The organism is Streptomyces sp. NBC_01384, from assembly GCF_045040035.1.
Classification (GTDB): domain Bacteria; phylum Actinomycetota; class Actinomycetes; order Streptomycetales; family Streptomycetaceae; genus Streptomyces.
Map to the genome: position 1 here is coordinate 3,061,677 of NZ_CP109559.1, position 14,937 is coordinate 3,076,613.

Sequence of the window (14,937 nt, forward strand, 5' to 3'; positions counted from 1 at the left end):
ACGCCTTGCCGCGCGAGCGGAGCGGTCACACCTGGAGGTGTCATGCTGCAGATCAACACGAGCAAGGTAAGCCGCTGGGACCAGCACGGCCGCGAGCACGTCGTCCGCGTCCAGCGCGCCGGCGTACAGCGCACGATCCGATGCGACACCTGCGGCTGGCGCAAGGGCGCGCAGTTCCTGCCGTGGCTGAAGGCGGAGGAACACCTCGCCGAGGCGCATCAGGCGACGGTGGACCCGACGGGGTCGTAGGTCAGCGCCCCAGTCCGCGCAGGACCAGGTCCACAAGGGTCGTGAACTCGGCCTCGATGCCCGGCTGTTCCCACTCGTGGGCGTAGGCCGGGTCGTGGAAGCGGTTCGTGGCGTCGAAGACCGCGCGGGCCGTCGCCGCGGCGTCGCCGTCCACGGCCGTGAAGTCGCCCTCGCGCACGCCGCGGTCGATGACGCGGGTGAGCTGGCCGACGAGGTCGGTGATGTGCTCCTCGACCACGGTGCTGGCCTCACCGAGCAGCACCGAGTACGTGGCGAACAGCTCCGGATCGTCCCCCGCCTTGTGGCGCTTGGCGGTGAACAGCGCGCCCAGCCAGTTCCGCAGGGCCTCGGCAGCCGTCTCGTCCCGCGCCTGGGTGATCTCCTCCAGCGTCTGCGACGTACGGTCCAGCCAGCGCTTCGTGACCGCCTCCCGCAACGCCGCCTTCGTACGGAAGTGGCGGTAGACGCTGCCGTGGCTGACGCCGAGCGCGCGGGCCACGTCCACCACGGTGGCCTTCGCCGGACCGTGGCGGCGCAGCACCTCCTCGGTCGCGGCGAGGATGCGCTCGGCGGTCAGTGCTTCGGTGGTCGGTGCCATGACGAAGACCGTACCTGCCGGTGCCGTCAGCGCTCGCTGTCGAGGTGTGCCATCTGGGCCGCCGGGTAGCGGTCGCCCGCGGCGGCGTCCGCCGGAACCGCCTGCTCGATCGCGGCCAGATCGTCCTGGTCCAGCGTGACGTCCAGCGCGCCCAGCGCCTCGGCGAGCCGGTCGCGGCGACGGGCACCCACCAGCGGCACGATGTCCTCGCCCCTTGAAAGCACCCACGCGATCGCGATCTGGGCCACGCTGACGCCCTTCTGCTCGGCGATCTTGCGCAGTGCCTCGACGAGCGCGAGGTTGTGCTGGAGGTTCTCGCCCTGGAAACGGGGGCTCATGGCCCGGAAGTCGTTCGCGGCGAGCTGCCGGTCGGCCGTGAAGTGGCCGGAGATCAGCCCGCGGGACAGCACGCCGTACGCCGTGATGCCGATGCCCAGTTCCCGGGTCGTCGGCAGGATCTCGTCCTCGATGCCGCGCGAGATGAGCGAGTACTCGATCTGCAGGTCCGAGATGGGCGCGGTGGCGGCGGCCCGGCGGATCGTGTCCGCGCCGACCTCGCTCAGGCCGATGTGCCGTACGTGCCCGGCCTCCACCAGTTCCGCGATCGCCCCGACCGTCTCCTCGATCGGTACGCCGGGGTCGACCCGCGCGATCCGGTACACGTCGATGTGGTCCACGCCGAGCCGCTGGAGCGAGTACGCGGCGAAGTTCTTCACCGCGGCCGGGCGGCCGTCGTACCCCGTCCAGCCGCCGTCCGGGTCGCGCAACGCGCCGAACTTGACGCTGGTCAGCGCCTGCTCACGGCGTCCCGCGGGGGCTGTCCGCAGTGCCTCGCCGATCAGCATCTCGTTGTGGCCCATGGCGTAGAAGTCGCCGGTGTCGAGCAGGGTCACGCCCGCTTCGAGAGCGGCGTGAATCGTGGCGATGGACTCGGCACGGTCGACATCGCCGTACAGCGCGGACATACCCATGCAGCCGAGACCGAGTGCGGAGACCTGGGGGCCGGTGGATCCGAGGGGGCGGGTTCGCATGAGGAGTCCTTGGTGTCCCTGGAGGAGTGGTACCTCTCCACACTGACATGACAGCTGACAGATTTCAATATCTGTCAGCTGTCATGTGTCGCCGAGGCTGTTGGCGCATCCGCTGCGGCCGGGTGGTCGGCCACGGGAATGTGACACTCGCCGCGCAAGTGTCTCATTCTCCGGGCCGTACGCCGTGACCCCTGGGGCCCGGCACACCTGTGCCGGGCCCCAGAAAAGAGGCCCGGCACAGGTGAAACGAAAGAGCAGCCTCAGCAGCCGATGAGGCGGGCCGCCAGATAGCCCTCGATCTGGTCCAGGGACACGCGCTCCTGCTTCATCGAGTCGCGCTCACGCACCGTCACCGCGTTGTCCTCGAGCGTGTCGAAGTCGACCGTGACGCAGAACGGCGTGCCGATCTCGTCCTGGCGGCGGTAGCGGCGGCCGATGGCACCGGCGTCGTCGAACTCGATGTTCCAGTGCTGACGCAGGGCCGTGGCGAGGCCCTTGGCCTTCGGGGACAGCTCGGGGTTGCGGGAGAGCGGGAGGACGGCGACCTTGACCGGCGCGAGGCGCGGGTCGAGGCGCAGCACCGTGCGCTTCTCCATCTTGCCCTTGGCGTTGGGTGCCTCGTCCTCGACGTAGGCGTCGAGGAGGAAGGCGAGCATGGCGCGGCCGACACCGGCGGCGGGCTCGATGACGTACGGAGTCCAGCGCTCGCCGGCCTCCTGGTCGAAGTAGGAGAGGTCCTGGCCGGAGGCCTTGGAGTGGGCGCCCAGGTCGTAGTCCGTCCGGTTCGCGACACCCTCCAGCTCGCCCCACTCGTTGCCGCCGAAGCTGAAGCGGTACTCGATGTCGGCGGTGCGCTTGGAGTAGTGGGAGAGCTTCTCGGCCGGGTGGTCGTACCAGCGCATGTTCTCCTCACGGAGACCGAGGCCGGTGTACCAGTTCCAGCGCTCCTGCATCCAGTACTCCTGCCACTTCTCGTCCTCGCCCGGCTTGACGAAGAACTCCATCTCCATCTGCTCGAACTCGCGGGTGCGGAAGATGAAGTTGCCGGGCGTGATCTCGTTGCGGAAGGACTTGCCCATCTGCGCGATGCCGAAGGGAGGCTTGCGGCGCGAGGTCTGCTGGACCTGGGCGAAGTTGGTGAAGATGCCCTGGGCCGTCTCGGGGCGCAGGTAGGCGACGGAGCCGCTGTCCTGGGTGGGGCCGAGGTGGGTGGAGAGCAGACCCGAGAACTGCTTGGGCTCGGTGAAGGTGCCCTTGTTGCCGCAGTTGGGGCAGTTGAGGTCGGCGAGGCCGTTCTCCGGGAGGCGGCCGTGCTTCGCCTCGTAGGCCTCCTCCAGGTGGTCGGCGCGGTAGCGCTTGTGGCAGGAGGTGCACTCGGTGAGCGGGTCCGTGAAGGTGGCGACGTGCCCCGACGCGACCCAGACCTCGGTCGCCAGGATCACCGACGAGTCGATACCGACGACGTCCTCGCGGGAGGTGACCATGTAGCGCCACCACTGGCGCTTGATGTTCTCCTTGAGCTCGACGCCGAGCGGGCCGTAGTCCCAGGCGGCGCGCTGTCCACCGTAGATCTCGCTACAGGGGAAAACGAAGCCTCGGCGCTTGCTCAGGCTGACGATGGTGTCGATCTTGTCGGCGGCCACGATGCTCTCTTCAGTACGAACGGACGGCGCGAATGATTCAGGTTACCGGCGCTGCCCACCCTCGTATCAAATCGGTTAGAGGACAGCCCACCCATCGCGCCTCTTACCAGCTCATTCGCGGCCCGTTCCCCAACCCGCTTACCGAGGGCTCACCCAAGGCTTGTTGACAATCGTTTCCAGGTTTGTTGAAAATGACTGTCATGAACGTACGACGACGTCGGGCCGCTTCCCGAATAAGCACTGCCGGGTCCGCGGCCCTGGCCGCCACCGCCCTCGGCATCGGTGCCCTCTCCGGCTGCTCGGGCCCTGCCGCGGCCGACGGCAAGAGCAGCGGAAAGCTCGACGTCGTGGCGTCCTTCTACCCCCTGCAGTACCTCGCCGAGCAGATCGGCGGGACGCATGTGCACGTCACGAGCCTGACCCGGCCCGGTCAGGAGCCGCACGACCTGGAGATCAGCGTCCGGCAGATGGTGCAGCTCGAAGCGGCGGACGCCGTCGTCTACCTCAAGAACCTGCAGCCGGCCGTCGACGACGCCGTGGCGCAGTCCGCGGTCAAGACCAAGGTCGACGCCGCGTCGCTGACCACGCTGGAGAAGCACGGCAACGAGGTCGGCGGGCACGCGGCCTCGCACGACAGCTCCAAGGGCGAGGAGACCGGCGCCGCCGACCCGCACATCTGGCTCGACCCGGCGAGGTACGCCGAGGTCGCGAGCGGTGTCGGCAAGGCCCTGGAGAAGGCCGACCCGAAGCACGCCGCGGACTACGAGAAGAACACCGCGGCCCTGCTGAAGAAGCTCTCCGCTCTCGACACCCGGTACAAGACCGGGCTGGCGAACACCAAGACCAAGGTCTTCATCACCACACACGCCGCCTTCGGCTACCTCGCCGAGCGCTACGGCCTCACCGAGGAGGCCATCAACGGCCTGGACCCGGAGTCGGAGCCCAGCGCCAACCGCGTGAAGGACCTTGAGAAGATGGCGAAGGCCGACGGCGTCTCGACGGTCTTCTACGAGACGCTCGTCAGCGACAAGACCGCCAAGACCATCGCCGGCGACGCGAACCTGAAGACGGACGTCCTCGACCCGATCGAGGGCATCACCGACAGGTCCAAGGGCCGCGACTACCTGCAGGTCATGGAATCGAATCTGAAGGCGCTGCAGACGGCGCTGGGCGCCAAGTGATCCCCGTGATCCCCGTGATCCCCATGATCCCCAGTTCCAGGAGGACAGCGTGAGCGAGCCCGTCATATCCCTGCGCGGCGTGACCGCCGAGCTGGGCTCGCGCCCCGTCCTGCGCGGCATCGACCTCACCGTGCACCGCGGTGAGGTCGTCGCGCTGCTCGGCGCGAACGGCTCCGGCAAGTCGACGGCCGTGCGCAGCGTCATCGGCCAAGTCACTCTCAGCGGCGGAGAGATCGAGATCTTCGGCACCCCGCGCCGCCGCTTCCGCGACTGGAAGCGGGTGGGGTACGTCCCGCAGCGCACGACCGCCGCGGGCGGCGTGCCCGCGACGGTGACCGAGATCGTCGCCTCCGGCCGGCTCTCCCGTGCCCGCTTCGGCGTGCTGCGCAAGGCCGACCACGAGGCCGTACGCCATGCCCTGGAGCTCGTCGGCATGGCGGACCGCGCCAAGGACTCGGTGAACGCGCTCTCGGGCGGCCAGCACCAGCGCGTCCTGATCGCCCGCGCCCTCGCCTCCGAACCCGAACTGCTGATCATGGACGAGCCGATGGCGGGCGTCGACCTCGCGAGCCAGGAGGTGCTCGCCGGGACCCTGCGCGAGCAGGTCGCCGCGGGCACCACCGTCCTGCTCGTGCTGCACGAGCTGGGCCCCCTGGAGCCGCTGATCGACCGTGCCGTCGTCCTGCGCGACGGCTGCGTCCTGCACGACGGGCCACCCCCGCAGGCGGCGGCCAGCACTCCCCCAGTCTCGGCTTCGCTCGACCGGGGGGACCCCCAGCCCGGCCACGACCACGTACACCCGCACGCGGCTCACGACGCCGAACCGATCCGGACGGGACTGCTGAGCTGATGTACTTCCTGAACTACGACTTCATGCAGCGGGCGCTGCTCGCCGCCGTCCTGGTGGGCATCACCGCGCCCGCCATCGGCATCTACCTCGTGCAGCGCCGCCAGGCCCTGCTGGGCGACGGTATCGGCCATGTCGCGATGACCGGTATCGGCCTCGGCTTCCTGCTCTCGACCAATCCCGTGTGGATGGCGACGGCCGTCTCGGCCCTCGGCGCCGTCCTGATGGAGCTGATCCGCTGGTACGGCAAGACGCGCGGCGACATCGCGCTGGCCATGCTCTTCTACGGCGGTATGGCGGGCGGCGTGATGCTCACCAGCCTGGCGGGCGGATCCACCGCCAACCTGACCTCGTACCTCTTCGGCTCCCTCTCGACGGTGAGCGAGTCCGACGTGACGGCGATCTGCTGGCTCGCCGCCTTCGTCGTACTGGTCACTCTCGGCCTGCGCCGCCAGTTGTTCGCGGTCAGCCAGGACGAGGAGTTCGCACGGGTGACGGGCCTGCCGGTGCGCGCCCTGAACCTGCTCACCGCCGTCACCGCCGCCGTCACCGTGACGGTCGCGATGCGCGTCGTCGGCCTGCTCCTGGTCTCCGCGCTGATGGTGGTCCCGGTGGCGGCGGCCCAGCAGCTCAGCCGCAGCTTCGCCGCCACCTTCGCGATCGCCGTGGCCATCGGGGTGAGCGTGACGATCGGCGGGACCGTGACGTCGTACTACCAGGACGTGCCGCCCGGTGCGACGATCGTGCTGCTGACCATCGGCGCGTTCATCGCGCTCACCGCGCTGGCGACCCCGCTGGCCCGGCGCCGGGCCCGGGCGCTGGCCGCCGCGCAGGGAGCCGGGGACCCGGCGGAGTGCGCGATTCCGGCCACGCGTGGCCCGGAACGCAAGGTCGGCGTCTGAGCACGCACGGTCCGGGCTGGCACAATGGCCGGGCAAGGGCAGACGTGAGGAGGCAACGGTGACAACCGCTGGATCGCCCGTTCGGGGCCGTTCCACCCGGCAGCGTGCCGCCGTGGCGGCAGCGCTCGACGAGGTGGACGAGTTCCGCAGTGCGCAGGAGCTCCACGACATGCTCAAGCACAAGGGTGACTCCGTCGGACTCACCACGGTGTACCGCACGCTGCAGTCCCTCGCCGACGCCGGCGAGGTCGACGTACTGCGTACCTCCGACGGCGAGTCCGTCTACCGCCGCTGCTCCACCGGCGAGCACCACCACCACCTCGTCTGCCGCGTCTGCGGCAAGGCGGTCGAGGTCGAGGGCCCGGCCGTCGAGAAGTGGGCGGAGGCGATCGCCGTGGAGCACGGCTATGTGAACGTCGCGCACACGGTGGAGATCTTCGGGACCTGTGCGGAGTGCGCCTCTTCGAAGGGCTGAGAACTCAGACGCGGGTCAGGTTGCGGTCGAGGATCGCCCGCAGCCTGTCCACGTCGGCGGGGTGCTGTACGGCGCGCTTGGGCAGGACGGTGAAGCCCACGGCGTTCTTGTCGGCGCTGAGGAGGACGAACACCTCCGCCGTCTCCCGATAACGGGGCTGCGCCACCCAGTTGACCGACGCCGTCGTGTTGTCGGTGGCCACCGACACCCCGGCGTCCGTCACGGTCACGCGGAAAACGCCCTGCCGCTCCGCGAGGCGGTACACCGCGCGGGCCTGGAGCCAGGGCGTGAACTGGATCAGGAGCCCGGTGGAGACCATAAGGACCAGCGGGAAAACCGGCACGTCCTGGCCGGCCAGCCCGACCACAGCCTCCAGGGCGACGAAGACGGCCAGGAAGCCGAACACCCAGAGCTGGACCCGGCTCGACCGGCTGACATGTCTTCGAGCTCTCAGCGCCGACGCGTAGTCTCCGACAGCCGGCCCGTACTCCAACTCGACCACGGCCCCTCCCCAGTTCGGTGGTGATGAGCCGTGATCGTAACGTCAGGTTCGGACGACGCCCCAGGCAGTAGGTGCTACGAACCGTCGCCCCTCATGCCCTGCTCCATCGCGAGCAGGTCCTCATTGGGAACGGCCCCGCCGAAGCGGCGGTCCCGCGAGGCGTACTCGACGCACGCCCGCCACAGGTCGCGCCGGTCGAAGTCGGGCCACAGGACGTCCTGGAAGACCATCTCGGCGTAACTCGACTGCCAGATCAGGTAGTTGGAGGTGCGCTGCTCGCCGCTGGGCCGCAGGAACAGGTCCACGTCCGGCATGTCCGGGTAGTACAGGTACTTCTGGATGGTCTTCTCGGAGACCTTGTCCGGGTCGAGCCTGCCGGCGGCGACATCGGCGGCCATCGCCTTCGCCGCGTCCGCGAGCTCGGCGCGCCCGCCGTAGTTGACGCAGAAGTACAGCGTCATCGCGTCGTTCTTCTGCGTCTGCTCCTGGGCGACCTGCAGCTCCTGGACGACGGACTTCCACAGCTTGGGCATCCGGCCGACCCAGCGGATCCGGATGCCGAGCTCGTTCATCTCGTCCCGTCGGCGCCGGATGACGTCCTTGTTGAAGTTCATCAGGAAGCGGACCTCTTCGGGGGACCGCTTCCAGTTCTCCGTGGAGAAGGCGTACAGGGAGAGGTTCTTCACGCCCAGCTCGATACAGCCCTTGAGGACGTCCATGACGACACCCTCGCCCACCCGGTGCCCTTCGGTGCGCGGCAGCCCGCGCTCCTTGGCCCAGCGGCCGTTCCCGTCCATGACGACCGCGACATGGTTCGGGATCAGCTCACCGGGGAGCTTGGGCGCGACGGCACCGGACGGATGCGGTTCCGGCGTCTTGTACTCGCGGCGCTGGCGTCCCAGGATCCCGCGTACGACCATGTGCTTCTCGTCTCCCTCAGTCTTACTTTTCCACGTACCGAAGTGAGCGCAGCCCGCGCTCCAGATGCCAGTGCAGATAGGCCGACACCAGCCCGCTGCCCTCCCGGACGTACCGCGGCTCGCACGCGTCCGCGGTCTCCCAGTCTCCCGTCAGCAGCGCGCCGAGCAGTTCGAGGGCCCCCGCCGAGGGTACGACGCTGCCGGGCACCCGGCAGTCGACGCAGACGGAACCTCCCGCCGCGACCGAGAAGAACCGATTCGGTCCCGGCATCCCGCACTTCGCGCAGGCGCTGAAGCTGGGCGCGTAGCCGTTCACGGCGAGGGAGCGCAGCAGAAAGGCGTCGAGGACGAGGTGCGGCTCGTGCTCGCCCCGGGCGAGGGTGCGCAGCCCGCCGACGAGCAGCAGATACTGCTGCACGGCGGGCTCCCCTTCGTGATCGGTGAACCGCTCGGCGGTTTCGAGCATGGCCGTCCCGGCGGTGTACCGCGCGTAGTCCGTCACGATCCCGCCCCCGTACGGAGCGATCGTCTCGCTCTGTGTGCACAGCGGCAGCCCGCGCCCGATCAGCTCACTGCCCCGCGCGAAGAACTGCACGTCCACGTGCGAGAAGGGCTCCAGCCGTGCCCCGAACTTCGACTTCGTGCGCCGCACACCCCGCGCCACGGCCCGTACGCGCCCGTGACCGCGCGTGAGCAGCGTGATGATCCGGTCCGCCTCACCCAGCTTCTGGGTGCGCAGCACGATGCCGTCGTCGCGGAACAGACTCATGGGGCCATTCTCGCGTACGCCGGGAGCGGCGCGGAGCCGTACCCGGGACCCAGAACCCGGGACCCAGAACCCGGGACCCAGAACCCGGGCCAACGGATGATCTCCTCTGCTGCACCAACTGCATTCTCTGAACTGACCACCAGGGTGCGCACGCGATCCAGCTCCCCCGGTGCCGAGGGGCCACCACCCGGCGGGCCGACGATTCCGGCCCAGGACAGCGCCGTGGCGTCGGCCAACCGGATGGTCGCCCCCGAGCGATACCTTGAGCCGCTCCGCACCGTCAGTCGGTGCCGGCCGTGACCGGCTCCCAGCGGGCGTACTCGTCCATCAGCTCGGCGAAGCGGCCCCGCACCATCTCCAGGCCGGCGGTGGCCACCGCGAGGTGAAGCGGGGGCTCGTCGATGCCCGTGATGTCGGCGACGGCCGCCATGGACTTGACGAGGTCGCCCCTCACCGCCTGCTTGTCGAATTCGGCCATGGCGGCGTAGGAGGGCGCGTAGGCGGGGATGGACGTGGCGGGGAGCTTCGCATTGGTCCCGAAGCTGGTGTCGTAGCCCGCCGGCTCGACCAGGGTGACGTGGATGCCCAGCGGGCCGACCTCCTTCGCCAGTCCCTCGGTCAGGTTCTGTACTGCGCTCTTCGAGGCGCAGTACACGGCCATTGTGGGCAGGCTGACGTGGCCACCCATGGAGCCGATGTTGATGACGTGACCGGAGCCACGTTCCCGCATATGCGGGAGCACGGCCTGGATCACCTGGACGAGGCCCACCACGTTGGTTTCGAACTGGTCGCGCAGCTGGTCGGGGCTGACTTCCTCGACCGCGCCGACCAGCCCGTAGCCGGCGGCGTTAACGAGGGCGTCGATGGCGCCGAAGCGATCGACTGTCTCCTTGACGGCCTGCTCGATGCCCGCGATGTCGGTGACGTCGAGGCGCGTGACCAGGACGTTGCCGAGGTCGGCGAAGGCCGGATTGGCCTTGGTCGTGTCACGCATGCTGGCCACGACGTTCCAGTCGCGCTTGGCGTACTCGAAGGTGATCGCCTCGCCCATGCCGGTCGAAGCGCCTGTGATCAGAACGGTCTTGCGCATGATGCCCTCTCTCGTGGCGTGGTCCTTCACCCGCCACTAAACAGAATCTACAAAACATGTATAGCACGCCCACTCGGTATGGTGTGTATATGGCAGCAACCCGTGGGGACACCCAACGCCGCGAGCAGGTACTTGCGGCGGCACTGACCGTTTTCGCTACGTTCGGCTACCGCAAGACGTCGATGGACGCGGTGGCTCAGGCGGCGGACATCTCCCGTCCCGGCCTGTACTTCCTCTTCTCCGGCAAGGAGGAGCTGTTCCGCGAGACCATGCGGCAGGCGTTGGACGAGGCCCTGGGCGACGTCCGCACGGCGCTGGCCGCGCCCGATGCGGACCTCGACGCGCGTCTGGTGGCCGCACTCGACGCCAATCTGGGCCGATACGTCGGCACGCACATCAACGAGGGCGTCGACGACCTGCTGGAGCACGGCACAGCACAGCTCCAGAGCATGTACGACGACTACCGGGCCGCCTTCCTCGACGCGCTCACAGAGGCCGTCGCCACCTCCGGCCGGCCCACCGGAAGCGTCACCGCGCGGCAGATCGCCGAGGTCCTGCACGCCGCCGCCGAGGGTTGGAAGCACCGCGTCGCCGACCGTCCGGCATTCGTCGACAAGCTCACCATGGCCGTCGGCGTCGCATTGCGTCCCTAGGTTCTGTCGTCAAGTGTCACGCCCACATCAGCAGGGCTGCGAGGGTGACGGCTGCCCGGTAGAACTCGGCCGTCTTGTCGTATCGGGTGGCGATGCCGCGCCACGGCTTCAGCCTGTTGACACGTTGCGCCGCTTGTAGGCGTTGTGGCCGGGGGCGGTGGCCGGCCGCCGCGGCGGCCGGCCACCGCCCCCGGCCACAACGACCCGCCTCCACTGTCGCGGCCACAGCCCGGCCCAAACCAGCTCTCCCCAAAGGGCAACCCAGCGCCGCCCCCCACTTCTTCAGGGACAAACAAGTAGCTAGGGCACCTCACCGCGGCTGCGTGCGTTGGCATACGCCGTGGCCGCGCTGAGCCGCTCCGCCGGGGTGGCCCTGCGGACCGCGTCCGGTTCGCAGTCCCACTCCTTGCCGCCGCCGAGCGGTCTCAGTTGTACGTACGGTCCTTCGTGCCCCATGACCATGCCTACCTTCTCCGTGCGCGTGTCGACGACGTACGAGCCGATCGGTGGCTTCATCGGAGGCTTCATCGGTGGCCTCACCGCAGCGCCGCCGCGAGCCGGGCCGCGAGCTCGATGGAGCAGCCGCCCAATTCGACCCGCGGACAAGGTGCCTCGCGCGCCAAACTCGCCGGGTCGATCCGGAGCGACGGCAACGCAATTCCGGCCTTCTCCAGTGCCGCCCGCAATTCCTTCACCGTTACCTCCGCCTCTTCGACGCAGAGCGCCGAGTGTCGTGCCTTCACCCTGTTCCCCCAACTTTCCGAGTTTCACTCTTCACATCTCCAGGGTGACGCTCCGCATCTACACTCGGAAGGAGTCTGTCCTCTACAAGTTCGGCGCAGCGTAAGGGGTTTGGCCATGGCCAACGGTTCACGGCAGGCCGCGTGGGAGTTCTTCGGGGCGGAGCTGAAACGACGGCGGGAGGATGCCGGTTTCACCCAGGTGGAGCTGGGGGCGCGGGTTTTTGTCTCCGGGGGTTATATCGGGCAGTTCGAACAGGCCATTCGGAAACCACAGTTGGATGTCGCTCAGCGGATCGACGAACTCCTGCAAACCGATGGTTTTTTCGAGCGCACCTGGCGAAAACTGATTGATGACAAGCGGTACGCGGATTACTTCGCGGAGGTGGTGGAGCTTGAGCGGACGGCGACGAGGATCGCGGAGTTCGCTCCGACTATCGTGCCCGGCCTGCTCCAGACCGCCGAGTACACACGGGCAGTGACGCTGGCGAGCAATCCGTTCACCACCGACGCCCAGATCGAGGAGAAGGTGGCGGCTCGCATGGAACGGGCCCAGATCCTGGACGACGCTGCACGGCCCAAGTATTGGGCAATCCTGCATGAGCACGTGGTGCGCCTTCCGGTCGCAGGCGAGGCCGAGATGGCTCGGCAGTTGGACCACATCGTGGAGCTGGTGCGGCAGAAGAAGATGCTGGTACAGGTGCTGCCGACCTCGGCGGGGGCATACCCCTTCATGGGCCGGATGGTCGGGCTCTTCGAGTTCGAGGATGCTCCGCCAACTGCCTATACAGAGGCCGTGTATTCGGGGAACCTGCTCGACGATCCGGCCCTGGTGAAGCGCGTACAGGGGACATACGATCTGCTCAGGGCCGCCGCACTGGCGCCGGAGGCGTCCCTGGCCTTGATCGAGTCGGTGGCGGAGGAGCACAGACGATGCGCGGGTACGACCTGAGTTCTGCTCAGTGGCGTAAGAGCACCTACAGCGACGACAACGGCGGCGACTGCGTCGAAGTCGCGTACGACTTCATAGGCACCGCCCGCTGGCGCAAGAGCACCTACAGCGACGACAACGGCGGCAGCTGCCTCGAAGTCGCCGACGGAGTCCCCGGCATCGTCCCCGTCCGCGACAGCAAGGTCACGAACGGCCCCGTCCTCCTCATCGGCCCCCATGCCTGGACGGAGTTCGTCGGCGCCGTTACGAGGTGACCGGCGCCGCAAGCCTTCAAGTGACCGTCGGGGCCGCCCGCTTCTTTGCCAGTGTCGTGCTTCCGCGACCCGAGTAAAGGGCGCTCCGCTGCGCTGCGCGTCGGCTGCGCCGATCGGCCTGCGGCCGACCCTTGACTCGGCTCGCTCCAGCACGGGTGAGAAGCGAGCGAGCGGCCCGGAAAGGCGGGGTCCCAGGTCGGCCGACGGGCGGGGAGGGTTGCGTTGCGGGCCGGGGTGGACGGGCGCGGTCGCGCCTCGCCAGCACGCCGGGCCGGCTCGGCGGCTTACGGTGAGTGGGGGGTGCGCACCAGCGGGACGGCGGCACGCCGGGCGAGCTCGGCGGCTTGCGGTGAGTGGGGGGTGCGCACCAGCGGGACGGCGGCACGCCGGGCCGGCTTGGCGACGTGCGGTGAGTGGGCGGGGGTGCGCACCAGCGGGACGGCAGCACGCCGGGCCGGCTCGGCGGCTTACGGTGAGTGGGTCCGAGACGGTGGAGCGGCGGGTTGCGGCGGGCACGCGAAGGTCGGGACCGGCCACGGCGCGCCCCACCTGTCACACCAACCTCACCCATCACACTTCTGGAGGGCCTCCGAAGGTAATTGGTAGATTTGTGTCAGCCCACGACAGGAAAACCCCAGGTGGGATGGCGGAGTCAGTGACACAAATCTGCCAATTGCCATTATGTCCGGCGGGAAGCGGAAGGGGCCCACGGCCGCGCCCCCCACTCACCGTCGGCCGTCAATCCGACCCGCGTGCCGCCGTCCCGCCGGCACACACCGTTCCTGTGGACTGAGCAGGAGTGAGCCCGATCAGCCGCGCGCCCCGAACGGTCTTGGGCGCACTGGTCCTCGGCGTACTCGACCCCGGGGCGGCGACACGCATCCTGTGCGTGGTCCGATCCCGGGAGGCCAGTTCCCTACGCGACCTGGCCATATAGCTACGGCCAGAGGCGATGGTGAGGCCCTGAACCATCACTCCGGTGGAGCGGCCTTGTGCGCACTCCTCGGCGAACAGTTGCCAACCCCCACTCACCGCCCGTCGCTGAACCGACTCGGCCTGCCCCCGCCACGCCAACGCGCCATCCCATCCCATCCCATCCCACCCCACCCCGGAAGGCCGCCGACCCCACCCCGGCATGGCCCCAAGGCGCCCACGCACCCCCCAACTCACCGCAAGCCGCCGACCCCACCCGGCGTGCCCCCACGACGCCAACGCGCCCCCGCCCCCCACTCACCGCAAGCCGCCAAGCCGGCCCGGCGTGCTGGCGAGGCGCGACCGCGCCCGTCCACCCCGGCCCGCAACGCAACCCTCCCCGCCCGTCGGCCGACCTGGGACCCCGCCTTTCCGGGCCGCTCGCTCGCTTCTCACCCGTGCTGGAGCGGCCCGGGTCAAGGGTGGCCCGCAGGGCCATCGCCGAAGGCGACGCGTAGCGCAGCGGAGCGCCCTTGAGGCGGGCCGTGGAAGCACGACACTGGCAAAGAAGCGGGCGGCCCCAACGGTCACGTCACCGAGCAACGCTCACCGAACCGCAGGGGCAGGGACGGTGCCGTTCAGCCGACCTTTCGCACATCCCCGTCCCCGAACATCGCGACCATCACCAGGCTGCCGCCCAGCGCCTCGACGTACCGGGCCACGACATCCGTACCGGAGACCTGGCCGCTCTCGATCTGGGAGACCCGCCCCTTGCTCACGCCCATGCGCTCGGCCACCTGCGCCTGGGTGAACCCGCGCGCCTGGCGCATGTCCACCAGCCGCCAGGCGCGCGCCTCGGCGAGCATGCGCTGCGTACCTTCGAGAAAACGCGTCCCGACCGCCCGCGAGCTCCTCCGCCCGCTCCCGGTGCCCACTCTCCGACCACCTGGCGTATCCACTCGCTTCTCCGGCTCCTTCTCCCGATCAGCCACCCACTCCGCGTCGCGTACCGGGCCTCGGCCGGCGGAATCGCCTCGTCGGCCTCGTCGTACCAGGCACTCCCATTCCCGGCCTTGTCTCCGGCCACCAGCAGGATCGCGGAACGCCGTGGATCGAACACGAACAGGACACGCACCTCGCTCCGGCCCGCCGAACCGGGACGCAATTCCTTGAGGTTGTGCAAGGAGGGCTAAACCCGTCGAAGGTGGAGCACCGAGCC

Annotated in this window: 19 protein-coding genes and 1 pseudogene; 8 read left to right on the forward strand and 12 right to left on the reverse strand. The window is 69.1% G+C overall.

Annotated features, from left to right (window positions below; translation table 11 throughout):
- Nucleotides 1-42: 42 nt before the first annotated feature.
- On the forward strand, nt 43-249 hold the full coding sequence (locus tag OG747_RS13885; protein WP_405879634.1) for a hypothetical protein: 207 nt from the start codon (nt 43-45) through the stop codon (nt 247-249).
- A 1-nt stretch (nt 250) separates the two neighbouring features.
- Here OG747_RS13885 and OG747_RS13890 read toward each other — a convergent pair whose 3' ends face one another.
- The 3 genes from OG747_RS13890 to OG747_RS13900 all read right to left on the reverse strand — a co-directional run bounded on the left by OG747_RS13890 (nt 251) and on the right by OG747_RS13900 (nt 3,521).
- Nucleotides 251-847: a TetR family transcriptional regulator gene (locus OG747_RS13890; RefSeq protein WP_405879635.1), complete on the reverse strand. Its 597-nt coding sequence runs from the start codon at nt 845-847 to the stop codon at nt 251-253.
- Nucleotides 848-873: 26 nt separating this feature from the next.
- Nucleotides 874-1,878 (reverse strand): aldo/keto reductase, encoded by a 1,005-nt coding sequence (locus tag OG747_RS13895; RefSeq protein WP_405879636.1) that lies wholly within the window; start codon nt 1,876-1,878, stop codon nt 874-876.
- 260 nt (nt 1,879-2,138) lie between these two features.
- Nucleotides 2,139-3,521, reverse strand: a complete 1,383-nt coding sequence (locus tag OG747_RS13900) for a glycine--tRNA ligase (protein WP_405879637.1) — start codon at nt 3,519-3,521, stop codon at nt 2,139-2,141.
- A gap of 200 nt (nt 3,522-3,721) precedes the next feature.
- Here OG747_RS13900 and OG747_RS13905 point away from each other — a divergent pair, with 200 nt between their 5' ends.
- The 4 genes from OG747_RS13905 to OG747_RS13920 are packed head-to-tail and all read left to right on the forward strand — an operon-like array spanning nt 3,722 to nt 6,926.
- A complete protein-coding gene (locus OG747_RS13905) occupies nt 3,722-4,702 on the forward strand; it encodes a metal ABC transporter substrate-binding protein (protein ID WP_405879638.1) in 981 nt (326 codons plus the stop codon).
- Nucleotides 4,703-4,751: 49 nt separating this feature from the next.
- Nucleotides 4,752-5,552 carry a metal ABC transporter ATP-binding protein gene (locus OG747_RS13910; protein ID WP_405879639.1) on the forward strand — a complete coding sequence of 267 codons (801 nt, stop codon included), beginning with the start codon at nt 4,752-4,754 and terminating at the stop codon, nt 5,550-5,552.
- Nucleotides 5,552-6,451 (forward strand): metal ABC transporter permease, encoded by a 900-nt coding sequence (locus tag OG747_RS13915; protein WP_405879640.1) that lies wholly within the window; start codon nt 5,552-5,554, stop codon nt 6,449-6,451. Before OG747_RS13910 ends, OG747_RS13915 begins: the two co-directional genes overlap by 1 nt.
- A 58-nt stretch (nt 6,452-6,509) precedes the next feature.
- Entirely contained in the window at nt 6,510-6,926 is a 417-nt protein-coding gene (locus OG747_RS13920) for a Fur family transcriptional regulator (RefSeq protein WP_405879641.1), read from the forward strand.
- A gap of 4 nt (nt 6,927-6,930) precedes the next feature.
- On the opposite strand, the gene OG747_RS13925 is transcribed toward OG747_RS13920, so the two are convergent.
- The 4 genes from OG747_RS13925 to OG747_RS13940 all read right to left on the reverse strand — a co-directional run bounded on the left by OG747_RS13925 (nt 6,931) and on the right by OG747_RS13940 (nt 10,207).
- Nucleotides 6,931-7,428, reverse strand: a complete 498-nt coding sequence (locus OG747_RS13925; RefSeq protein ID WP_405879642.1) for a hypothetical protein — start codon at nt 7,426-7,428, stop codon at nt 6,931-6,933.
- A 74-nt stretch (nt 7,429-7,502) separates the two neighbouring features.
- Nucleotides 7,503-8,348, reverse strand: coding sequence for an isoprenyl transferase (locus OG747_RS13930; RefSeq protein WP_405879643.1), 846 nt, complete (start codon nt 8,346-8,348; stop codon nt 7,503-7,505).
- Nucleotides 8,349-8,370: 22 nt separating this feature from the next.
- Complete coding sequence (gene recO, locus OG747_RS13935) at nt 8,371-9,117, reverse strand: DNA repair protein RecO (protein WP_054235479.1); 747 nt, start codon at nt 9,115-9,117, stop codon at nt 8,371-8,373.
- Between the two features lie 280 nt (nt 9,118-9,397).
- Complete coding sequence (locus OG747_RS13940) at nt 9,398-10,207, reverse strand: SDR family NAD(P)-dependent oxidoreductase (protein WP_405879644.1); 810 nt, start codon at nt 10,205-10,207, stop codon at nt 9,398-9,400.
- A gap of 89 nt (nt 10,208-10,296) precedes the next feature.
- Between OG747_RS13940 and OG747_RS13945 the strand changes: the two genes are divergently transcribed.
- Nucleotides 10,297-10,860, forward strand: a complete 564-nt coding sequence (locus OG747_RS13945) for a TetR/AcrR family transcriptional regulator (protein ID WP_405879645.1) — start codon at nt 10,297-10,299, stop codon at nt 10,858-10,860.
- Between the two features lie 300 nt (nt 10,861-11,160).
- On the opposite strand, the gene OG747_RS13950 is transcribed toward OG747_RS13945, so the two are convergent.
- A complete protein-coding gene (locus OG747_RS13950; RefSeq protein ID WP_405879646.1) occupies nt 11,161-11,376 on the reverse strand; it encodes a hypothetical protein in 216 nt (71 codons plus the stop codon).
- A 20-nt stretch (nt 11,377-11,396) separates the two neighbouring features.
- Entirely contained in the window at nt 11,397-11,603 is a 207-nt protein-coding gene (locus OG747_RS13955) for a hypothetical protein (RefSeq protein ID WP_405879647.1), read from the reverse strand.
- A gap of 115 nt (nt 11,604-11,718) precedes the next feature.
- On the opposite strand from OG747_RS13955, the gene OG747_RS13960 reads away from it, so the two are divergent.
- Nucleotides 11,719-12,552, forward strand: coding sequence for a helix-turn-helix domain-containing protein (locus OG747_RS13960; protein ID WP_405879648.1), 834 nt, complete (start codon nt 11,719-11,721; stop codon nt 12,550-12,552).
- Nucleotides 12,534-12,806 carry a DUF397 domain-containing protein gene (locus OG747_RS13965; protein WP_405879649.1) on the forward strand — a complete coding sequence of 91 codons (273 nt, stop codon included), beginning with the start codon at nt 12,534-12,536 and terminating at the stop codon, nt 12,804-12,806. The genes OG747_RS13960 and OG747_RS13965 overlap by 19 nt, the downstream gene beginning before the upstream one ends.
- Nucleotides 12,807-13,090: 284 nt before the next feature.
- Here the strand turns inward: OG747_RS13965 and OG747_RS13970 are convergent, their stop codons facing one another.
- From OG747_RS13970 to OG747_RS13980, 3 genes and pseudogenes are all read right to left on the reverse strand, one after another.
- Nucleotides 13,091-13,237: a hypothetical protein gene (locus OG747_RS13970; protein ID WP_405879651.1), complete on the reverse strand. Its 147-nt coding sequence runs from the start codon at nt 13,235-13,237 to the stop codon at nt 13,091-13,093.
- A gap of 1,119 nt (nt 13,238-14,356) precedes the next feature.
- Complete coding sequence (locus tag OG747_RS13975) at nt 14,357-14,584, reverse strand: helix-turn-helix domain-containing protein (RefSeq protein WP_405879652.1); 228 nt, start codon at nt 14,582-14,584, stop codon at nt 14,357-14,359.
- A 140-nt stretch (nt 14,585-14,724) separates the two neighbouring features.
- A pseudogene (locus OG747_RS13980) lies at nt 14,725-14,901 on the reverse strand (type II toxin-antitoxin system RelE/ParE family toxin); the annotation flags it as partial.
- Nucleotides 14,902-14,937 lie beyond the last annotated feature (36 nt).